The organism is Leptospira koniambonensis (assembly GCF_004769555.1).
Lineage (GTDB): Bacteria > Spirochaetota > Leptospiria > Leptospirales > Leptospiraceae > Leptospira_B > Leptospira_B koniambonensis.
In genome coordinates this window covers 1-21,345 of the sequence record NZ_RQFY01000007.1, presented here as the reverse complement: position 1 = coordinate 21,345, position 21,345 = coordinate 1, and the positions used below count along the sequence as shown (strand labels likewise).

The following is a 21,345-nucleotide window of genomic DNA, read 5'->3' as shown; positions in this document are numbered from 1 at the left end:
GACAAATCAAATGTGGCAAAGCCAAAGCGTAGCGGAAGACCAATAGTTAAAGACTAATGGTAATTTTACGTTAGATTAGTGAACTAACTCCCAAAGCATTTCTTTCGAATAAGATTTTGGATATTTTCTTAACCCTTCGCTAAAGTTTTTACATTCTTTTAAAAATTCATTAGGCGATCTCAATATCATTGCTTTAATTTTAGCATCATCCTTTGCAAATAAATCTTTCATTCTCTTATAGTTTGAGTTATCACTTTTACATACTTGTTCAAGTTCGTAGATATAAGGGGATTGTTCTTTCAACCAATTTTCATAATCTTTACGGATTGTCAAATTATCAGATGGAAAAGTCTGCTCACAAATTGTAATTGAATCATTGTTTCGTAAAACCGACCCACATGCATAATAATAGGATGTGCTATCTAAATGCCTTTGGATAAGTAGAGGCTTTGCACAATAAAAAGTGGCCATCGCAAATGAAATAACGAGAAAAAAATTCTGAATCATATATAAACCAATATATTTAGTTTTGACGAAATATTTATGATCGCTTGCATATAACGGACAAGACTTGGCGACATTTGCATCAGCACGAACTTTCCTAAGCAAGTGCAGTGATGGAAGCGAATGTGTAGCAGTCCGAAGTAAAACTCGAGATGGCGCCATAGTTCAATTTTGAGTTTTCAACATCCTCTCCACTACCGCCAGTAAAGTCGGATTCTCACCAATAGAAAGGGAATCAATCGATCCTGGATATTCATTTATGTAAAAATGATTTATAGTTTCTGATTCAATTCTTCGATCCAAATAGAAAGTATATTGATCTTCCCGCGAATCTATAAGTATAAAGGCAACCGTTCCCCCATCTGCAGCGACAGCAATTGTATTCTCAACAATTGTAAACTGCCCGTTCTGTATAATTTCTAATAGATGCATATAAGTTATGGATCCTTCCAAACATAGACATATGGAAAAATTAATGTGATTTTACTAAATATTCTCTGAACTATACCGCATAACGGCCAAGGTGTTCCGACGTTTGCGATAGCATGAACTTACGGAAGAATCGATAGTTATACGCCGTTGCTCTATTCCGCCCATATGTTCTTGATGTCCTTTAAGTAAACTTCTGGATCTTCTTCATCTTGATATCTAATCCCATTATCCCTAAGAATACCTTTATTGATCAACACTGAGAGTATTTCCTCTGTTAAATCTCTATAAGTTAGTATATCGTCCCAAGATACTCCAGGCAATGGCCATTCGGGATAAGACTCGTTAATATGATCTGGGCAAAAAGCTATTCTACTCGCAGGGTTATTGAATAAATACCAGGCTACCATTGATGCGGAAGCAGGATTTCCACATATCTCATCCATAGTATTTACCGGGAGACGAAAGAAACTGATTATTTCTTTCTTTGTCTCATTTACTAAAGTATAACCTACTCCCACTCAATCCTCTCCGATATGTTTACTCTTAATAGTCAGATCGCATATCTTAAGATATTTAAATTCACTAATTTCGATTCTTTATTTATAAATATTAAAGAATATTTTTAATCATAGCGCCTAATGACCAAGGCTTGGCGACGTCTGCGATGACATGAGTTTGCTCTGCAAACGAAATGTCGGAAGCGTAGCGGAAATACTGATAGTTAGGCGAAGTAATGAGCACTATTCAATTGAATTCCGCGAATCAAATTTCAAGATTTGGAATTGCTCTACTAACTTCAAAAATAAGACTACAGGAAGAAGCGAGAGTAGAATTGATATAGCAAAGAGAAAATAGTAATTAATAAATTCTGCAAACAAATTTATACATAAGTCTATCACAGCAAAAGCACAAAAAAACAAAAATAATCTTCGACATTCGAAGTCATGCAGCAATTCCTTAATGTTCTTTATTATAGTATCAGTACTACGAGTCCCTATAACAACAATTGAAGAAAGCGCATATAGTAATTCAATAATCTCTTTTGGAAAAAGAAAAACTCTATTAAGAGTTTTAAGTCTTTCAGCATCTCCATTTCCCATAAATTTGAAAAATATAATCGCGAAAGGAATTCCAAAAAGTAGAGAAAAGACTAAGGAGAAACCAAATAAGAGCCAGAAAAATTCGCCGAATGTGACATCTAATTTCCATTTTTTGACTGAGGTTATTTCATACAGAAATTTCAAACTTGTATAAGTCGCATATAATATTAAAAAAAACGCAGCAAGGAAAGTATATACTGTTGGGAAGTCTCCTTTTCCAATATTGAAATAAATCGTTAAGCCAAGCATAACGATAACCGTATGCCAAAAATACTTATTCTTAATTATCCTTAAAACTGTTCCTATAAATATCTGCATTTTTCCTCTAAGTAAAAATTTTTTTTGTTCATCATTGCGCATAACGACCAAGGTGTTCCGACGTTTGCAATGGCGCGAGTTTGCTCATGCAAACGAAGTGACAGACGCGAATATGGCGCAGCCCGAGTGAGTGGTCGCGATAGCGATCCACGAACGGAGCGGAAGCACCGAAAGTTAAGCGAAGTGTGGGGTGCTTAGCGTTCTGTTAATTTACCAGTAACATACTGATGCAATATACTTGAAACCAAAGTCTGATAAGGAATTCCAATTTCCAATGCTTTGGTCTTTAACAATTGAATATCTTTTCCAGCTATCCTGATATTCATTCTTTTATCTTTTAATAAAGTATTCTTGGCAGCAGATTTGAATCTTTTTAAATACTGAGCTTTATTATCAACCGGCTTCCATTCATTTCTCTCAATAGAAGATTCTAAATCTTTTTCTTCTTGGCTAAGTTTATACTTCATAAATTTGCCTCCGGTAGATATATACTAGTGTATTTCCTTGAAGGATATGCTGTTTTAAAGAAGAACGTATCCTTGTTCTCGATTGCAGGAATTACCCAAGCATAATTATCAATTTCCACAATTAGTAAGATTTGATTAGGATACTTTTTTTTATTCGGATGCTTTAAGATTTCCAAAACTGATCCAGATTCAATTTCAACAACTACCCTTTCAAAGCTTATATTTCGCTTAGATTTTAAGGTTTCGTTCTTGTCATTATCCCAATCAAAGATCACCCTATCTATATTATTAGACGTGTGCCTAATGTCAATACAAAGATTTTAATCTTAATGATGTGTATTTTTGTCAGAATTTCCCCGAAACCAAAAATAAATTATATGAATAAGAATTTTATAAAGGGATATTTTACCCCACATGGCGCTTAACGACCAAGGTGTTCCGACGTTTGCGATGGCGCGAGTTTGCTCATGCAAACGAAGTGACAGACGCGAATATGGCGTAGCCCGAGTGAGTGGTCGCGTAGCGATCTCCGAGCGGCGCGGAGGCACCGAAAGTTAGGCGATGGTTGCTTTTGTTAGCTATTGCTTTTCCGTTAAATATATCTTTTCTTTTCTGAATAAACCTTTTATCATTTATCCTAAGTTATACAGCAATTCCGAAAATAGGATACATCTTAACCTTTAGAATTGATATTAATTCTGGATCCATATATTCGTAATCATCGGGAATTCCTAAGACAATTAAACGCTTATCTCTCAGTAATGATTTAAACTTTTTTAGCAGAATGTTTCTCTGGCGATTCTCCATTGCAATAATACAATCTGCCCATTCAATTTCATCAGCCGAGATTGGATTTTCGGCATTTTTATCAGTGCCAGCTGATCTAACATCAATACCATCTATCGTACTAAAAATAGTTTCCGCTGTTGGACTACGAAGCCTATTCATACTACAAACGAACAAAAATCTTTTCATATTACAATAAATCTTTAAAGCGATTTCGCTTAAACGACCAAGGCTTGACGATGTTTCGCGAGTCCGAAGGACTTGGCGCGGACTTGCCACCGCAAGGCGAGTGACAAAGCGAAATGTGCCGAAGGCCAAGCGAGTGAGTCTCGTAGCGATCTCCGAGCGGAACGGAAGCAACGACAGTTAGGCGACGTAAATTATATAGATAAGGTGATCTTTATTTAATCTTTAGATCCGCATTGCATTTTGGACAAAATTTCACTGGATAGGCTCTTGGAGAACAAGTAAAACCACATCTTGGGCAAGTAGTAAATAGTTTCGGTCTCGAAAATATGGAAATAACCAAATAGATTGTAAATCCGATACTTAGAAATATCGCAATTAAGTATAGCGCCGGTGCAAGAAACATTGAAATATAATGATAATACCGGGCAAGGTGCAATTGTAAATACATAGTGTAGTTCTATTATTATCCTATTCGCACACGAATTTAATCAATTCAGTTTCATCTACATAATGAAACAAAGAACCATTATTTCTATTAGTTCTGATAAAAAGAAACTATTTTAATTTATGGCGTCTAACGACCAAGGTGTTCCGACGTTTGCGATGGCGCAAGCACTTGGCACGAGACTTCCCATGCAAGACGAGTGACAAAGCAGAATGTGGCGAAGCCTGGAGCGAGAGTCGCGTAGCGATCTCGAAGCGAAGCGGAAGCACCGATAGTTAGGCGCCGTTTTATTTGCTTCTAATGAATTTCATTATCTCATCGTACTCTTCATCGTCATTCCATGTAGGAACAGTTCCTGGATATTTCTCCGATAATCGATTACCTATTACAAGATAGCTTTTAGCTTCGCTAAATTTTTTCTTATAATAATACTTTTTGCCCAATATAAAGTAGAAACGAACCTTATCAGCATCATGTTGTGTCAATGAAAGACCCTTCTCCAACACTTTTACTGATAAGTCATAGTTTTTTATTTTGGTATAAGATGTTTCATCCAAATAAATACCTATCCAATAACATCTTTCTTCTGTATTAAGATAATCAAAGAGGAGCGAGGCAAAGCGTTTATCTGTAGAATTTTCGTTATAAATATTCTCGAATATTCTGGCTTTTTCTTTATTATAGCTCCCCCAGTCATTATGGGAAACTTCTCTTTCCAATGAGGCGAATATAGCTTCATCAATATTTTTGTGCAAACAAGCACTTGCACAAGTTACTATTAAAAGTGCTAGTATTGAAAATTTTATCTTTTTCATGTTATTCCTTAAATAAATGGCGCCTAACGATTCGAGGTGTTCCGACGTTTGCAATGGCGCGAGCTTGCTTCGCAAGGTGAGTGACAAAGCGAAATGTGGCGTAGCCTGGAGCGAGAGTCGCGTAGCGATCTCGAAGCGTAACGCCAACCCGTAAGTTAGACGCAGTTTTTTATAAATATAATGAGTATATTGAACACTTCAACTTCAGCATTTCGAAATGTTTGATTTGCCTTATTTTTCAAGTTCAAAGTAATAATAAGCCGGTTCTATCGCCGGAAAATCAAATTCCCTAACAACTTCTTTGTAGTTTGGACATTTCAAATGAACCTTGTATTTCGACTCTTTTCCCCAGGTTATTGTTTGATATTCCAAAACCCCATCTTTTACAAAAACTTTATCTCGATATATTATTTTTTCAGGGTTAGGAGTGAATGCAACACCCTTAATCTCAAGTAAATTGAAATAGATATCACATTCACCAGTAAACTTCGATAAATATAATTTTGAATCGATTTTATTCTTAATAAAAACATTATTTTCTATTCTCAAAATACCATCACACGAAAACAAAAAGCTAATTAATATAATGAATACTACTTTACGCATTTAAGCTACATCCATCCTAAAAAGTCTTTGGTGTCGGCTAAATATTCTGAAAGGGCAAGAATTCAGCTTTTTTGATTTCATGAAGAATGTAAAGGTTGAAAAATTGCGCCTAACAACCAAGGCTTGGCGACGTTTCGCGAGTCCGTTAGGACTTGGCGCGAGACTTGCTTTGCAAGGCGAATGACAAAGCGAAATGTGCCGAAGGCCAAGCGAGAGTGCGAAGCATCTCGAAGCGATGCGTCAGAGCCGAAAGTTAGCCGATGAAAGCACCTTAATAAACGGACATTATTCAGAGACCCATCTGTGTATGAGTTTCACGAGTTGGCTTTTCATTCTTTGAAGGCTTCTCTTCCGATAATTTCGGTTTAACTTTAGCTTTTTCAGATTCATTAGAATCAACAGAAGCAGGCAACGCAATCACTTCCGTATTCTTCCCATCTAATGAAGTCTTCTCACTAATCGATACACCTCCGCTATAAAGAGAAGTTATCAGAATGATGGCACCAAATATCATGAAAAACAAACCAGGCCCAGTTCCAGAGAATACTATATTTAAGCCCACCGATTCAAATTTCAAATCACTTTTAGTCGTGGTTATTCCTTTCATAAATAGTCGGTAACCTAAATATCCAAAAAATATCCCTCCAAAAGCTATGATTAGTCTTTCTATGCCCCTGTAAGCAATAGGATCCATTTGTTATTCTCCCGATTTCTTTTAATTTGTTACTATTTACTAATTTAACGAATAAAATATGAATTCTTACTGGTATGCATCAATTCCGAATTTTCTATTTCTGATTTAAGACGGATTTGGTGCTTTTTTCGCCTAACGACCAAGGTGTTCCGACGTTTCACGCTGGCGCGAGAGTTGCGGAGCGATCTCGAAGCGGAGCGGAAGCACCGATAGTTATGCGCGGTTGACAGAATTCCTATATAATATCTCTATACTTATGCTTTCTATAAAGCAAAAGAGCATTTAAATAATCTGAATTAAATTCAATCCTCTGAATACTTTTAACAGGAAATTCCATTACTTCTTCCCATTCCCCTTTAAGTCCCATCGATTTAAGATACAGAACTTTATTTTCAAGTTTAATAAACTTTCCAACAAATCCAATATCTACTTTCCTTTGTTCAATAAAGATAATCTTATATTTTTTTGTGATCGCTAATAATGTAGATTCAAGATTATTTTTTAAAATCGCCTTTTGCTTCAGCCTTTTGTATTTAAGTTTTAGAACCGCTTCGGTAAATTTTTGTCTCGGTCTGCGGTCAACTGAGAGGATATTCCCTCGCTCTAATAAAACAAACCCATCTAATATATAATCGTGAGAATTTCGCCAAATTATCAATCTTTCTTTGTCTTGATCGACGACAAAGCCTTCCGTTGCATCCTTTCTAAACTTGTGTGGAAATGAATATAGCTTTGAATAATCAATTTTTTTCATGCACCGTATGTTCAATTAAAGAAGGACATTCTGTCAATGGCGCATAACGACCAAGGTGTTCCTACGTTAGCGATCCTCGAGCGGAGCGGAAGCACCGTAAGTTAGGCGACGTGGAATTTAATTTTGCATTATTTCATTTAAGTATTCAATTTGATTATCGTTGAGATACTTATAATTGATTTTTATTTTATTAGGGGCATTTTCTTTGAGAAAGAGATATATACCTCGGATTAACGGGATAGCATTTTCAGACAATGGGATAGAATTTCCCGCAGCAAAATAGCCAATTTCATTTAGCTTAATACGCTCACCGCCAAGATCTAGATCAATAGAAAGTTGATAATGTGATTTACTTCGTGTAGCTTTAATTATTAAATCTGAAATCTCATGATAACTAAATTCTTTTCGGTGAAATAATGTAGCAATTCCAGAAATATATATTTTCTTTGGAGTTACAATTACGTAGCTCTTAATAGTATAAAGAGCTACTAGTGCAAATACCGAGAATACTCCCAACAATAGGCGGTTATATGTTCTAATCTCCTTTTTCTTTGGCTTCTTATCAATAAATCTCCACTTCAAAATTAGTAACAAAGCAGGAAAACCTATAATCCCGGTTAGCCATAATAGAAGAATTACATGCACGCCCCCATAATACGTACCAATTACATTTTCTATTCCTGAGGCCATAGCAACTATTTGCAAAAATTTTTGAGCGAGAATGACTCCGAATATAGCATAGGCAATAAATGGGGAAGCGATTATTAGAATAATAGGAACCATTATGATTGACCCTAAAATATCCGAGCTATTGCTTACATTCTTTCTCCTATTTACTTTATTACTACTTCTTTGCATATGAATTCCATTTCGGCTAACGACCAAGGCTTGAAGACGTTTCGCGAGTCCGTTAGGACTTGGCGCGAGGCTTGCTATGCAAGACGAGTGACAAAGCGAAATGTGGCCAAGCCCGAGCGTAGCAGAAGCACCGACAGTTAGGCGATGGGCATTGGTTTACTAAGCTTTCAATCTTCTTGCGACTGCAGACTTCTTTTCCATTCTTGAAATACAGTTTGTAATTCACCTTGCGACATAGAAATCCAGCCAGACCGTTGGTCATCCATTCCATGGGGATAACCTAAGAGATTATTAAAGCTATTATTGACGGCTGTTACAGTCGTTTCAGGATCTTTTATCTGCATTGACCAATTATTAGCGATCTCTGCAACCTCAAAACGGTGTAGCCCGAATATTGTAGAAAATTCTTCATCATGATCGAAAAAAGGACCTGATGACGCGGCAGCTAACACCTCTCCGATTATAATATTCAGTTTGTTAATTTGCATATTGGATCTATTAATATCTTATAAGTACTTTTTGGGAATTCTAGATAATTGTTGTTTCATCCCTGAAAAATCCATAAGTGAATACCCAGAAGATAGCCACTTCTCTCTCTTTATTCTAATGCTAGATAAGCTACTATCTTCATATCCGAATTCAGTTCCACAACAATCGCATATTGTATAATCTGGTGATTTCCCATCATCTCCCCATGGTTTATATCCTAAGTGATATCCACAAACTCGGCAAGATTCATCATCCTGCGATTTCATTTTTATCAAGAGAAGAAATCTGGAAAGCAAGCCCATATAGAAAAGATTTAATACGAGGAAAAAATTTCAATGCCTTGCGCCTAACGACCAAGGTGTTCCGACGTTTGCGATGGCACGAGGCTTGCTTTGCAAGACAAGTGACGGAAGCGAATGTGGCGAAGCCCGAGCGAGAGTCGCGTTAGCGATCTCGAAGCGTAGCGGAAGCACCGACAGTTACGCGCAGTATTTTCGTTAGTAGAAATAAAAGTTTAAGAAACTATTTCCGAAAATTCCGCAAATATTTTATACATCTGATCGACCGCTTCAGCTTCGATTATAGAATATAGAAAGCTTACGACACCAAATGGAATTAGTAATAATACAAAGGATAATGGATGAAATTTTAATACAGAAATGAAATTAAATGAAATAATTCCGAAAAAGAATAAAGGATATAAAAGCAAAATTACAGAAACATAGGAAATTTTGATCTTTGCCTCCCAAACTCCAGACACCAATTCTATTGAACAATAAACCATTGGCTCTCGCCTTCCCACTGATGCTATGGTCTCTGAACTAAGTTTTCTTCTAACAAGTACCAAACTTGCTGAGATAACTTTTACAACCCCATTATCGAATTTATGAATTTTATTAGGAATAAAATCAAGATTTAGCCGGGAAAGTTTCAATTCTCGAATCAAAATTCCATTTCGAAAATCTATTGAAAAATCTCGATAATCTGTAAGAAAGACGAGAACGTATGCTATCGTTGATAGAAAAATAATTATTCCTAACATTGAATAAAATGCGATGAGTATATTTTCTATGTACATGATTATAAATATTGCGCCTAAAGACCAAGGCTTGACGACGTTGTCCGTAACTGAGCCTCCGATGGAGGCGTTAGCGTCGGCGCGATTTCTTGCAATAGCAAGAAACGCGACGGAGGGCAATGTGGTGTAACCCGAGCAAGAGTTCGCTTGCGAATCCAGCAGCGAAGCGATAAGCCGTAGTTATGCGAAGGATTGCATTAACTACAACTTGCACAAAGAATTTCCAATCAGATTTTAATATAATGTAAATCTGATGTTTGTAAAATCGCTTTTGCGAATCAATTTTACAAATTCTTCTGTACAATATAATCGTGACTTTATCGAAAAAAGCATTATACCATTCCAGCTTAAAGGATCAACAAAACTCTTTCTAGGAATTGAAATACTTTTCACGTCCACTCGTCGCTGACCACATTCTGGACAAATTTTTTGATGATATACTAGAGGCGGATCGTGAATTAGTCTTCCGCCTGAAATGCTATCTGTATTCATAAGATAATAGTTTGGCATATCGTCAATTGGTAAACCCTTAGGATAAGGACTCAAAATGGATACGTTAAATCCCCGACAATAAGGAATTCCTAATGAATGGATAAAGTTAAAGAAAGGATCTGAAAATATAAAGTATTTCCCTTCATAATAGTCTGGTAAGAGATCTGGCCATTCAATCGCCCTGTAATCTTCAATCATTATTTCTGAGTCTGCAACTGGTTCCCATTCCCATTTACCCTCTAATTTGCAGATTTCTCGGCGCTCTCTTCCTGAAACAAAACCCATCAGGCGCGCATATTTAACTGGAGACCTTTCCATTTCTATTGAATAAAACTTTTCGTTAACTAATTTCATCGTAATATTAATTTTTGCAATCTTTCGCATAACGACCAAGGTGTTCCGACGTTTACGATGGCACGAGCTTGCGCAAGCAAGCGCAGTGACAGAAGCAAATGTGGCGTAGCCCGAGTGAGTGGTCGCGAAGCGATCCACGAAGCGCAACGCCAACCCGATAGTTAAGCGCAGTGATTATTAATTAATTTGAATTGAATCAATTAAACTTAATCCCCTGGAAAAGAGATCCTTTTCAAGTTCTTCAACACTTAATTTAGGCATCTTACCCAAGATTGACATCTTTTCTTGAGTATGAACTAGAAAAATATAGCCGTCGATCTTAACAGTAACCACTCCCCGATGAATATCGCTTCTTTTACCGTTAACTGAAAAAGATGACCCTCCCGGTATAAATAATAGCATAAGGTGGTAAATACCGTTTTTCCCTTCATAAGATTTATTAGAAATTAATTTGCTATTTGGTATTGCCGTCAGAAGACCTTTCTCAAAAAAATTAACGACGCTGAAAAATTGCAGAATCTCCAAGGGAGAAGCTTTCTTTGATTCTGCATCGGTAAGAAATTCTTTTGAAAGCTTAATATATTCAATTCTATATAACCCGCCTAAATCATCCAGTATCGTAATAGCATTATTGGATTCATTCAATTTGGGTCCTAATGAAAGATCAGAAGGAATTTTTAGAGAAAAGATTCCGGAATTTGATCTATAATCTTGGTTCTTCGATATTTGGATATTCTCCTGAGCTGACTTACAAGTATTCATTGTCGCAGCAGCCAGGATCAGCATTGCTACTTTCATTACATTAATTAGATTCATTTTTTCCTTCTAAAATTTTATTGATAAACGACCAAGGCGTTCCGACGTTTGCGATGGCACGATGCTTGCGTAAGCAAGTGCGTGACAGAAGCAAATGTGGCGAAGCCCAAGCAAGCCCGAAGCGCCACGACAACTTTTTAGTTATACGCCGTGCATTTATTGAGTAACAATCTTCTTCTTTTTATAAATCAATTCATCAATTGTCTGAACGCTATTCACTATGCCATCTACTTCACGCCAAAATGAATCTTTTTCCAAATCGTTAGAATAGGCATGAGCCCATATTTCTAATTTAACTTTGGGGATTAGTCTTACCCAATATACACGCACATTTACTAATGTTTTGCCACCAAGGGGTTGATTATAGCTAAACAAATACCCATAATTTCCAGAAATTATAACATCTTTTTTACCAGCATTTTTATCGGATTTGCGCCAGACTTCAAGTTGGTTATTCATTTCGATTTCTGGCGCATTCAAGTATCTAGATTGAACTGATCTAATAACTAGTCTAATTCCGATAGCTGCATTATCTTGATCATACTTTTTGATTAAGTATAACTCACCCCCGCCAAAAGTTGCTGCTGCATCTTCCACTCTCCAATCATCAGGAGTTATGAATGAGATTCCCATATTCGGGTATGCATATTTCCGAAATCCTTCTTGAACATTAATTTGCTCTTTGAATTTATCAGCAATTTCTTGATCAGTAGGAACTTGATAGGTTTCTTTTGTTATAAAATACGTCGGAACTGCAGTAAATATGCTCGTAAAAAATACTAATATTGCTCCCAATAAAGATGCCTGCGGCATTGTGAGAGAATTAAAATATGATTTAAAGGAGTGAAATTTTGGACTTCGTAAAGCGACAACTTCTTCATCTTGCAAAGCAAAATCTAGTAAAGAGATACATTCTTCTAACATTTCCTTTGCAATAACTGCAGGATAATCCCATTCTTTATCTTCTTTTTTATTATAATATTTGCCTAGATCAGAAAATATTACCCTTTTAGTAATAAGAAATTTTCTGAATTTCGTTAAGTAGTTAATGAATTGTTCTGGCGATGCATAATCTTCCGGAATCCGCATTCCAATTTGGTGGTCTTCAATATTTGCCTTGATATCTCTCATCAAGTTTTGGATTTCAACGTTCTTTGGGAACTTTCCATATCCTTTATCTGGTCTAAGTTCCTTAATATTTTCTTGATAATCTTCCAACCTGCTAGAGGAAAATTTGAATATATGTTGTTTTACTGTTTCAATTGACATATAATTCCTTTTTATGCAATAAATTTAAGCATGGCGTATAACGACCAAGGTGTTCCGACGTTTTGCGGTTGGCACGAGCTTGCCACTGCAAGCGCAGTGACAATGCAATATGTGGCGAAGCCCAAGTGAGTGGTCGTGTTAACGATCCACGAGCGGAGCGGAAGCACCGACAGTTAGGCGACGTAGTGATTCTGTTAGCGCCATTTCAACTTACAGCACTTCAACAATCTTTAATTACTTTCCGCATCTCAGAATTCAGTTTGAATTCTTTCTTCGTCATTTCTATTATCAATGTATTCATATCTGTCTAAACTACCTAATTTTCCAGTTAAGATTATTTTTTTATCTTTTATAAACTGCTGAACCAATTGTACAGCGGGAATAATTTCCGGATAAAAAGCATCTGCCAATTTCATTTGTTCTAACTCGCTTAGTTCAGATATATTTTTATCATAATCATATTCTTTAGGGTAATCTAATGCATTTCCATACATTAATCCAAGCTTTTCTAAAAAATAGTATCCTTTGCAATATAAATCATAAAGAGAAACGATTGATTCTGGGTATTGTTTACCTTTATTCAGAATGTTATTTAGGGTTTTATTTAATTTCCAAACCACAAACTCTGATATATCAATATTTCCTTCAATTATTTTAAATGCTTCATATCTATTGTTAGTCTTATTGAAGTTTAATGAGATTAATTCTATATAATCGTCATATTTAAAACAATTCTCAATTTCCTTGGATTCATATAGAAAAGCTTCAAACTCTATTAAGGAAATATCTCCGATTAAAAAAGAAAAAATCTTTTCCTTAGTTGAGTTAGGTAAATTATTCATTTTGATATAAATAATGATGAAGAGCTATGTCGACTAACGACCAAGGTGTTCCAACGTTTTGCGAGTGCGTAAGCACATGGCACGAGATTTGCTCTGCAAGGCGAGTGACAAAGAAATGTGGCGAAGCCCAAGCGAGTGAATCGCGAAGCGATCTCCGAGCGGAGCGGAGGTAGCGTAAGTTATCCGACGTTTGGTTTTTTATAGAGTAACGTTTGCCAAAACTTCACAATCACAAAATCCACCACGATCTTGAAGAGCGATAATAATGCTTTTAACCTTACTCTTAGAAAATTTCTCTTCTAAATATATTTTCGTCCTTTTCAGTGAATGATCACACCCTTACTCAAGTATATATTTATTTAATATATTGCTTAAATCCTTTAATTCTTCCGGAGAAAGTATTAGATCATGCAATTCCAATTGACTTTCCTTTAATTGAGCCAATTTCTTAAGATCCTTATTATCTCTCCCCTTCAAATTTAAATATTTTTCAAAATTAGAAATTGCATCTGCATAATTTAACAATGCCTCTTCTGCCTGTGAGAGTAATTTCCATCCTTCCACTGCATCTGGATTTTCTAACAAAAAATCCTTTAGTCTTCTTCGAACATCTATAAATATAGGAACAGATTTTTTAGCTGGCAATCTTCTATCTAAAGAACTTTGCCCAGATATCATAATTCCTGATATTAACAGTTCTTTTAATTTCTGAATTTCCATATTACAAATTCCTTTTATCAAATGCCGCATAACAACCAAGGTATTCCGACGTTCGCAACGGCGCGAGAGTTGCGCAGCAATCTCGAAGCGTAGCGTCAGAGCCGTAAGTTATGCGTAGTTTCGCCTTTTAAAGGTTACCTTTTAATATTTGTATAGTTAATGTGCTAGTAATTGGATTACCTGAAATGGTGCGCCCATCAATTGTAATTTTGGGTGGCTCATTCGTTAATTGAATTCCGACTTTTTTTTCATTACTCCCTATAAAAGTTCCAGGACTCAATGAAGTCTTTGCATTCACTATCTTTTCATTTATAGATGTTAAATGTCTGTAAAATAATAGAAAATCCGATTCTTTCTTTGTTTTAACCATTAAATATGCGACTCCTCCATATCCATCTTCCGTTCCAGCAAAAATCGAATCAAATACAGCATTCGGACCATAAATAGCCTTTCTCTTCTCGTCGAAGATTTCTAGTAATTGTAACCCGGAAGAAATCCATTCACGGCTTTCTTTTAAGTATTTTTTCCCTTTTAATCTTTGAAGCTTTATTTCTTCAGAAGGAAGTTTACTTAATAGTACGTTATCTAAGCCACTACAACCTGAAATATTCAAGCCTGAGATTTCACAAATTTTGGCATCGTCACCGCAATTTAGTATCACATCATAACAAAAACCATTATGAATAGTTGTGATACTAGAAAGAATGTACCTATCATCAGAACTAGCATGAACTGAAATCCCAAAGGAATTAGTAAATGCATCTGAAAAACTTACTGAATTTGCATTAATATTATTTTTTACATAGTCTGTGTTAAAGAAAAGTTCATAGAGAATGCCTTTTTTCGCTGAAAATTCTTTAAAATCGATTTCTGAGAATTGTTTACCTTTAACGACATATTGAAAGAAAATCGACGGGGAAAAAGCTTCTCTGAAGAACTTTACATCTTTTAATTTTAAAGCTTTGATGAAATTTAGTTCAGCTTTAACTTCGTTAAGCGATTTAGTGTCTTCTGAAAATAAAACAGAGTAACTGAACAATAGAAACACAATAGTAATTTTTTTCATTTAATTTCCTTTATATATAAAATCGCGCAATTTCGCCTAATGACCAAGGTGTTCCGACGTTTACGATGGCGCGAGACTTGCTCTGCAAGACGAGTGACAAAGCGAAATGTGGCGCAGCCCAAGCGAGAGTCGCGTAGCGATCTCGAAGCGCTGCGGAAGCACGGACAGTTATGCGACGTTTCATTCAAGTATAAACGTAAATATTATTTAGGAAATAAATTTCTTAATTTTTCCAAATTTGGAAAAGGATTAGGTCGATGGCGGCTTTTTGAATAATCCGTTATGAAAGAAAGATAAGCAACGACCCCGTCATCATCAAGCATTGTTTTCATTTCATATCCGAATATGCCAAAATCGGATTTATTTATTAGCCCCATAAAGTAAAGCCTGCCTATATTATCAAAAAAGCCAAGGAGCCTATCTAAATCCTTTTCTTCTTTTGATAAATGATGACTTTCGTCATATTTAAAATTGCCATATTCTATCTTATAATAGATATCATACATCGCAGTATCGCTATGAAATAGGCTTAGCAAAGAAAATATATGCTCCGCTCTTCGCTGCTTAGAATTAACGTATAACTGCCAGGACGCTATTCCAAGAGCCACAGTCGTTGCCAAATTCGCAATTACTTGTACTAATTCTATCATGAATTTTTTCATTCACTCCTTATAAATTATTTGAGAGAAAATTTCATGAAATGTCGCCTAACGACCAAGGTGTTCCGACGTTTGCGATGGCGCGAGTTTGCTCATGCAAGAGAAGTGACAGAAGCAAATGTGGCGAAGCCCAAGCGAGCGAATCGCGAAGCGATCTCCGAGCGGAGCGGAAGAACCGATAGCTAGGTGACGGTTTGGCGTTATTACGCAGAGATTGGAAACTTAACTATATTCTTAGGCCTTTCTTGCATTGCAGTCCATAAATCTAATTTTGTCTGCATGCTCAGCCAACTCTCTGCCGAAGTATTTGTTGCTATTGCTATTCTTACTGCCATTTCTGGAGTAACTGGACTCTTGCAATTTACTATTTCCGATAATGTTTTACGAGATATTCCTAAGTCTTTCGCTGCCTCAGTTATGGTTAATCCTAAGGGCTTTATTATATCTTCTAGTAGAATTTCACCTGGATGAGTAGGTTTTCTCTTATTCATAAAATTTTGCCTCTAGTGATAATCTTCATAATCGACGATTATTGCGTTTTCACCTTTAAATTCAAAGGTAACACGCCAATTCCCATTTACCCAGACTGACCATCTGCCCTTTTCACGATCCTTTAGAGAATGTAAACGATATGCAGGCAAATCCATATCTTTGGGAGATGTGGAGGAATCCAACCTATCCAGAATTCTAGCTAATTTATTGGAATGATCTGCTTGAATTCCTTTCTTACTGCCAGTTTCAAAAAACTGTTCAAGGCCTTTGTGTCTAAAGGAGATAATCAATACTCATACCGTAACCTAATGGGTTACAATGTCAAACTTTTTCCTTTAAAAATTAAATTTAGCCAAACTGTCCGTCTAACGACCAAGGTGTTCCGACGTTTGCAATGGCACGAGTTTGCTCTGCAAACGAAGTGACAGAAGCAAATGTGGCGAAGCCCGAGCGAGCGGGTCGCGAAGCGATCCCCGAAGCGACGCGCCAGAGCTGTTAGTTAGGCAATGCTGCATCCTGAAATTTAAGAAATTACTCCAACACAATTTCCCCAATCTCAGCAAACCAATTAATGCGATTCTCTTCAAGTGCACTCCTTACATTTGCCGAGTCTACTTCCTTTTTGCCTGTCATAGGGATCTTTAACGCGAATATAAAAGAAATAACTTTATTGCTATTCGTAGTAATCATTCGATGAAGGTTGTATTCAATATAATCGCTCGATGAAGGAGAAAGAAAGAATTCAAAAATATAATCTTCTTTATATACACTTTTTGTATTTTTAAGCATATTCGGCTTCCTTATAGAATTAGGAGTTACAACTTGCTCGATATATTTCGGAAGTATATCTTTTACTTCAGAAGCATTCTTCCAATCAAAGATCGTAACCATCTTGTTCCATTTTTCTAACGAATCTCCCTTTCTTAAATATTCCTTTATTAAATTTGAACGAGTTTCATCCGAGAATACCAATTCGTAGTTCTCTTGATCGAATTTAATTGCTTTTTTATTTTCATCGGATATTATTTCCGATGAAAATAGTAATACCAATGACGCAATAGCGAAAACTTTTGATTTAATCATGTTATCTCCTGATATATTAAAATATTATTATATGTGTTCCGACGTTTGCGATGGCGCGAGTTTGCTCAGCAAACGAAGTGGCAGAAGCAAATGTGGCGAAGCCCGAGCGAGAGTCGTGAAAGCGATCTCGAAGCGGAGCGGAAGCACCGATAGTTAAGCGAAGTAATCTAAATTAATTAAAAGACATGAAGATCAGTTTGGGGAAAGAGATACTTAGGAATAATTATTTTTTCTGCAGCAACCACCGTTCCAGTGTCTATTCTAATTATTCTAGCGTTTATTAATATCTCTTCCTTATCATTCTTCAAGGTTCCTGTTAAAATAGCATCTGCTCCTAAAAATTTGCCTATCTCATTCCGCACATCTGAGCCCTGAGTTAAACCTGTTTTCTGAAAACTTAGTTCTTTTATTACTGAATCTAGGGAACGTCTTTCTAATACTTGTAGCTTATAATTGACAAGATAATTAATAAGAGATTCTGGGAGACGTTTTCCTAATACGGTTCGCTCTCCCTTAATACCTTCAAAATCAAAAACTGCAATTTTAAGATCCTTCGGAGTGTTCTCAGATAATTGCTTAGCCATAACATTAAGGTAAGTTTCGATGCTTTGAGTTTGGCCAAATACGATTGCACTTTCAACTAGATTGACTTGAAACTGAGTTTTATTTTTTCCTGGGGGCACAACGATAGCAGTGGCCAAATGACTGCCATTTAATATGTAATGAATCTTCCCGACTTTTCCAGGATATTCCGCAGATTCTACTTCGTAATTAATTTCTCCAGAAGGCCAGTCCCCTTCTCCTTTCTGAATATTCGAGTATTTAAGTTTTATACAGTATTCTCCATTCTTTTTACCCTGGTCAATAGCGTTCTTAGCTATAGAATAAGTAATTGGAGCAACCAATACAGCAAGGTCTTCAGGCTTTTGGCAGTTGAAACAAAAAATAAATCCAACTACTACGAGAATGAATTTTAAATGGTTTTTCATATTTTTCTCTTAGATTAAATGTTTTGAGATTATGGCGTATAACGACTAAGGTGTTCCGACGTTCGCGATGGCGCGAAACTTGCCAATGCAAGGCGAGTGACAGAAGCAAATGTGGCGTAGCCCGAGCGAGTGGTCGCGTTAGCGATCCACGAGCGGAGTGGAAGCACCGTAAGTTATGCGCCGTATCACTTTTCTTCTATATAAAAATCGTCATCCTGGAAAATCACTTCAGGAACATCGATAATAAAGTCATCAGCTATCATATAATTCGCTTCATCAATATAAACGAGCTTTAAATTTGACTGAAATGATACTGTATTTTTAGGAAAAATCGATACTTTCATCTCTGTCAAAATTTCCACTAAATAATTATATATATGAGTTGGATAATCGCCTAGACAATATGGAGGATTATGCCTTGCATTCATCGGAAGATAATTATTAATGCAGTTCTCAATAATAGGATATCGAAGAATAAGTTTCTGTCTCAACTCCAAATAATCAAATTGTTCATTAATGAACAATTGAGTTTTATCATAATATTCCCAAAGAAGCGGATCATCTAACAAAAAACTAATATCTGTCGCTAAACAACGTGGCTCAAATGAAAATTTTATTAGCCCTATTGGCTTAATTGTCATAGTGATTTTTCTGCTGTTTTTCGCTCTCCAGTTAAGATTCTCTGACACCGCATAGTGATATTTAGGATTTTCCCACCAGGGGAAAAAATCTATCTTAACAAAAGAGTCACCATTAAAGGAGAAATTATAATCTAAAAGTTCTCCATCAATATGAGAATATCTTTCACTAGCTTCTTCAAATAACATAATTTCAGTGATATGGCGCTTAACGACCAAGGTGTTCCGACGTTTGCGATGGCACGAGTTTGCTCATGCAAACGAAGTGACAGAAGCAAATGTGGCAAAGCCCGAGCGAGAGTCGCGAAAGCGATCTCGAAGCGAAGCGGAAGCACCGATAGTTAAGCGTAGTGAAGCGCTTAATATAAGTAGGATTTACAATTTTTTATTATGAGAGGTAAGATCGCCATTTCCGAGCAAGAGACCAGGAACACTGATATCTTCATCTATATCATCCCAATGAAGACCTATTCCTCCTCCGCTAATTTCATATCTTTCAAGTTGCTCTTTGTTAGCTCTTCTTAATCGAGGAAAATAAGCGAGTGGAACTGATAAAGTTCTACCATCATATAAAGATAACCAAAGATTATCTTCATCAAACCAAATTCTTTGGGCTTTTGCTTCAGATACCGAAGAAATCATTCCATTTACCTTCTATAAGATTTAAATTATTCTCAATCTCTTCTTCAATCCAATTTAACTCTTTAGAGTTAAATCCATAATTATCTTCTAACTTTACATTTGGCTTTAGCCAGAATTTTGCTAATTTTTCTCCTCTTCTCACATGAATGTGAATTGGTTCTCGAGGATTTCCTTCATTTGCAAAGAAAAAGAACTTATAGCCGTTTCTTTCAAAAACTTTTGGCATTCAACCAATGTTGCATTATATATTATTTCGAGCAATAAATAAACTATTTATATGTTTAGTATATGAGCACAGTTTATAGAATAAACTCTTTTTAGAATTTCCTTTGTAAAGAAGATTCTGGCGCTTCATGACGCCTAACGACCAAGGTGTTCCGACGTTTTGCACGTCCGAAGGACTTGCCACGAGGCTTGCTCAGCAAGACGAGTGACAAAGCAAAATGTGGCGTAGCCCGAGCGAGAGTCGCGAAAGCGATCTCGAAGCGGAGCGGAAGCACCGAAAGTTATATGCAGTTGCCCGGTCACGGATTGATGTTAATGCGCTTTTTTTAGTAAGGACAATGCTTCCTTTTTCATAGAATCATATTTTACTGCATACTCGAAACATTTTTCGGATGATTGAGGGCTATTACACTTAACTCTTCCGGCACGCTTTCCAAGAAATTCAAACCATTCAGAATCGGGGTCAGCAATCGTTCTCCTACCTTTATAATCAATTGTGACCTCAGGATGGTGCTTTTGAATATCATCATCAGAAAGTGATGAACGAGCATCAGTCTTCGGAAGAAATATAGTTGAATAGGCTATTTTGGAAAAAGGAGCCCTTATTGCACCTTTCACTTTAGGAAAGCATGCTTCAATAAAAGCAAATTCTTTTACATCTAAGATATTGCTGGGGATCCAAATCTTTTTCATTCTTTTTAACTTCGCAATAGATAATAAGGCAGGAAATGGCGACTTATTAAATATACTTCCTAATTTAAGAACTTCTAATGAAGTAAGATCTCCGAGAAATTCAAAATTATCTATGGGTTGATTCCAATCTAAAGTTCCATCAATTCGTAGATATTTGAGCTTTTTCAATCCAGTAAGCCCTTTATAATCTGAAACTCCACGAAGATTCTCTAAGTTTAATGATCTCAATTTTTGAAGTTTGCCAAGCGGAAAGAGATCGGAAAACCCTGAGACATATTCAAGAACTAACTCTTCTAGCCTCTCTAAGTGAGATAGAAATTCTATGTCTTTTACTCTAGCATGAGTAATTCGTAATCTTTTTAGAGAAGCAAGTTTTTCAATTGACTGTAGTTGGTCTTTATTTGGCTCATGGAGTGTTACTTCTTCAAGATTTGGAAATGAAAAGACTTTTTCCCAATTCGTATTATTCTTTCCGTAGGTAACTATTTTAGTCTCATGCTTTTTGGTATGAATGCTATCGATATCAAATTGATGACGATCCCCGTTCGGAACCATTTCCCAATACCCATTCTCTCCATCTAAAAAATTAGCAAAATGATGTTTCATTTAATTTTCTATTTATTTCAATCAATTGTCAGAAATAAATATTTGGATCTCCTTTTTCATTTTGATTTGAGCAATTGCATATAACGACCAAGGTGTTCCGACGTTTACGATGGCACGAGACTTGCTTTGCAAGACGAGTGACAAAGCGAAATGTGGCGAAGCCCAAGCGAGCGGGTTGCGTTAGCAAGCCCCGAGCGGAGAGGAGGCACCGATAGTTAGACGAT

The 21,345-nt window shown here is 36.3% G+C and carries 29 protein-coding genes and 1 pseudogene; all 30 read right to left on the bottom strand.

Translation table 11 applies throughout. The features are described 5' to 3' along the window. Positions 1-75: 75 nt before the first annotated feature. Positions 76-666 (bottom strand): hypothetical protein, encoded by a 591-nt coding sequence (locus tag EHQ52_RS15410; RefSeq protein ID WP_135616079.1) that lies wholly within the window; start codon positions 664-666, stop codon positions 76-78. Positions 667-669: 3 nt separating this feature from the next. Next, positions 670-936, bottom strand: coding sequence for a hypothetical protein (locus EHQ52_RS15405; protein WP_135616078.1), 267 nt, complete (start codon positions 934-936; stop codon positions 670-672). Between the two features lie 152 nt (positions 937-1,088). Next, complete coding sequence (locus EHQ52_RS15400) at positions 1,089-1,379, bottom strand: hypothetical protein (RefSeq protein WP_135616077.1); 291 nt, start codon at positions 1,377-1,379, stop codon at positions 1,089-1,091. A 297-nt stretch (positions 1,380-1,676) separates the two neighbouring features. Then, complete coding sequence (locus EHQ52_RS15395) at positions 1,677-2,396, bottom strand: hypothetical protein (protein ID WP_135616076.1); 720 nt, start codon at positions 2,394-2,396, stop codon at positions 1,677-1,679. Positions 2,397-2,548: 152 nt separating this feature from the next. After that, entirely contained in the window at positions 2,549-2,821 is a 273-nt protein-coding gene (locus tag EHQ52_RS15390) for an antitoxin (protein WP_135616075.1), read from the bottom strand. After that, on the bottom strand, positions 2,818-3,096 hold the full coding sequence (locus EHQ52_RS20345; protein ID WP_135616074.1) for a BrnT family toxin: 279 nt from the start codon (positions 3,094-3,096) through the stop codon (positions 2,818-2,820). Before EHQ52_RS20345 ends, EHQ52_RS15390 begins: the two co-directional genes overlap by 4 nt. A gap of 367 nt (positions 3,097-3,463) precedes the next feature. Further along, on the bottom strand, positions 3,464-3,925 hold the full coding sequence (locus EHQ52_RS15380; protein WP_244244923.1) for a low molecular weight protein tyrosine phosphatase family protein: 462 nt from the start codon (positions 3,923-3,925) through the stop codon (positions 3,464-3,466). A gap of 603 nt (positions 3,926-4,528) precedes the next feature. Further along, entirely contained in the window at positions 4,529-5,056 is a 528-nt protein-coding gene (locus EHQ52_RS15375; protein ID WP_135616073.1) for a hypothetical protein, read from the bottom strand. 231 nt (positions 5,057-5,287) lie between these two features. Further along, entirely contained in the window at positions 5,288-5,662 is a 375-nt protein-coding gene (locus tag EHQ52_RS15370) for a hypothetical protein (protein WP_135616072.1), read from the bottom strand. A gap of 289 nt (positions 5,663-5,951) precedes the next feature. Beyond that, positions 5,952-6,356 carry a hypothetical protein gene (locus tag EHQ52_RS15365; RefSeq protein WP_135616071.1) on the bottom strand — a complete coding sequence of 135 codons (405 nt, stop codon included), beginning with the start codon at positions 6,354-6,356 and terminating at the stop codon, positions 5,952-5,954. A 235-nt stretch (positions 6,357-6,591) separates the two neighbouring features. Next, on the bottom strand, positions 6,592-7,110 hold the full coding sequence (locus EHQ52_RS15360) for a hypothetical protein (protein WP_135616070.1): 519 nt from the start codon (positions 7,108-7,110) through the stop codon (positions 6,592-6,594). A gap of 117 nt (positions 7,111-7,227) precedes the next feature. Beyond that, entirely contained in the window at positions 7,228-7,968 is a 741-nt protein-coding gene (locus tag EHQ52_RS15355) for a hypothetical protein (protein ID WP_135616069.1), read from the bottom strand. Between the two features lie 167 nt (positions 7,969-8,135). After that, positions 8,136-8,456 carry a hypothetical protein gene (locus EHQ52_RS15350; protein WP_135616068.1) on the bottom strand — a complete coding sequence of 107 codons (321 nt, stop codon included), beginning with the start codon at positions 8,454-8,456 and terminating at the stop codon, positions 8,136-8,138. 515 nt (positions 8,457-8,971) lie between these two features. Beyond that, complete coding sequence (locus EHQ52_RS15345) at positions 8,972-9,391, bottom strand: hypothetical protein (RefSeq protein WP_135616067.1); 420 nt, start codon at positions 9,389-9,391, stop codon at positions 8,972-8,974. Positions 9,392-9,769: 378 nt separating this feature from the next. Beyond that, complete coding sequence (locus EHQ52_RS15340) at positions 9,770-10,411, bottom strand: hypothetical protein (RefSeq protein WP_135616066.1); 642 nt, start codon at positions 10,409-10,411, stop codon at positions 9,770-9,772. A gap of 147 nt (positions 10,412-10,558) precedes the next feature. Then, entirely contained in the window at positions 10,559-11,197 is a 639-nt protein-coding gene (locus EHQ52_RS15335; RefSeq protein WP_135616065.1) for a hypothetical protein, read from the bottom strand. 156 nt (positions 11,198-11,353) lie between these two features. Further along, a complete protein-coding gene (locus EHQ52_RS15330) occupies positions 11,354-12,466 on the bottom strand; it encodes a hypothetical protein (protein ID WP_135616064.1) in 1,113 nt (370 codons plus the stop codon). 248 nt (positions 12,467-12,714) lie between these two features. Further along, positions 12,715-13,308, bottom strand: a complete 594-nt coding sequence (locus EHQ52_RS15325; RefSeq protein ID WP_135616063.1) for a hypothetical protein — start codon at positions 13,306-13,308, stop codon at positions 12,715-12,717. 198 nt (positions 13,309-13,506) lie between these two features. Continuing rightward, positions 13,507-13,635 (bottom strand): annotated as a pseudogene (locus tag EHQ52_RS20385) (DUF2695 domain-containing protein); the annotation flags it as partial. A gap of 12 nt (positions 13,636-13,647) precedes the next feature. Beyond that, positions 13,648-14,028, bottom strand: a complete 381-nt coding sequence (locus tag EHQ52_RS15315) for a tetratricopeptide repeat protein (RefSeq protein ID WP_135616062.1) — start codon at positions 14,026-14,028, stop codon at positions 13,648-13,650. Positions 14,029-14,155: 127 nt separating this feature from the next. Next, positions 14,156-15,094 carry a hypothetical protein gene (locus tag EHQ52_RS15310; RefSeq protein WP_135616061.1) on the bottom strand — a complete coding sequence of 313 codons (939 nt, stop codon included), beginning with the start codon at positions 15,092-15,094 and terminating at the stop codon, positions 14,156-14,158. Between the two features lie 203 nt (positions 15,095-15,297). After that, positions 15,298-15,744 carry a hypothetical protein gene (locus EHQ52_RS15300; RefSeq protein WP_135616060.1) on the bottom strand — a complete coding sequence of 149 codons (447 nt, stop codon included), beginning with the start codon at positions 15,742-15,744 and terminating at the stop codon, positions 15,298-15,300. 212 nt (positions 15,745-15,956) lie between these two features. Then, positions 15,957-16,244: a HigA family addiction module antitoxin gene (locus EHQ52_RS15295; RefSeq protein ID WP_135616059.1), complete on the bottom strand. Its 288-nt coding sequence runs from the start codon at positions 16,242-16,244 to the stop codon at positions 15,957-15,959. Between the two features lie 12 nt (positions 16,245-16,256). Then, positions 16,257-16,535 (bottom strand): type II toxin-antitoxin system RelE/ParE family toxin, encoded by a 279-nt coding sequence (locus EHQ52_RS15290; RefSeq protein WP_135616058.1) that lies wholly within the window; start codon positions 16,533-16,535, stop codon positions 16,257-16,259. 241 nt (positions 16,536-16,776) lie between these two features. Beyond that, positions 16,777-17,328, bottom strand: a complete 552-nt coding sequence (locus EHQ52_RS15285) for a hypothetical protein (protein WP_135616057.1) — start codon at positions 17,326-17,328, stop codon at positions 16,777-16,779. 176 nt (positions 17,329-17,504) lie between these two features. Continuing rightward, a complete protein-coding gene (locus tag EHQ52_RS15280; protein ID WP_135616056.1) occupies positions 17,505-18,317 on the bottom strand; it encodes a FlgO family outer membrane protein in 813 nt (270 codons plus the stop codon). A 185-nt stretch (positions 18,318-18,502) separates the two neighbouring features. Then, the gene (locus tag EHQ52_RS15275; protein WP_135616055.1) at positions 18,503-19,174 is read right to left on the bottom strand and encodes a hypothetical protein; all 672 of its coding nucleotides are present in this window, start codon (positions 19,172-19,174) and stop codon (positions 18,503-18,505) included. A 156-nt stretch (positions 19,175-19,330) separates the two neighbouring features. Continuing rightward, positions 19,331-19,597, bottom strand: a complete 267-nt coding sequence (locus EHQ52_RS15270; RefSeq protein ID WP_135616054.1) for a DUF2442 domain-containing protein — start codon at positions 19,595-19,597, stop codon at positions 19,331-19,333. Beyond that, entirely contained in the window at positions 19,578-19,823 is a 246-nt protein-coding gene (locus EHQ52_RS15265) for a DUF4160 domain-containing protein (protein WP_135616053.1), read from the bottom strand. Before EHQ52_RS15265 ends, EHQ52_RS15270 begins: the two co-directional genes overlap by 20 nt. Before the next feature lie 311 nt (positions 19,824-20,134). Continuing rightward, complete coding sequence (locus tag EHQ52_RS15260; protein ID WP_135616052.1) at positions 20,135-21,121, bottom strand: leucine-rich repeat domain-containing protein; 987 nt, start codon at positions 21,119-21,121, stop codon at positions 20,135-20,137. Between the last annotated feature and the right edge of the window lie 224 nt (positions 21,122-21,345).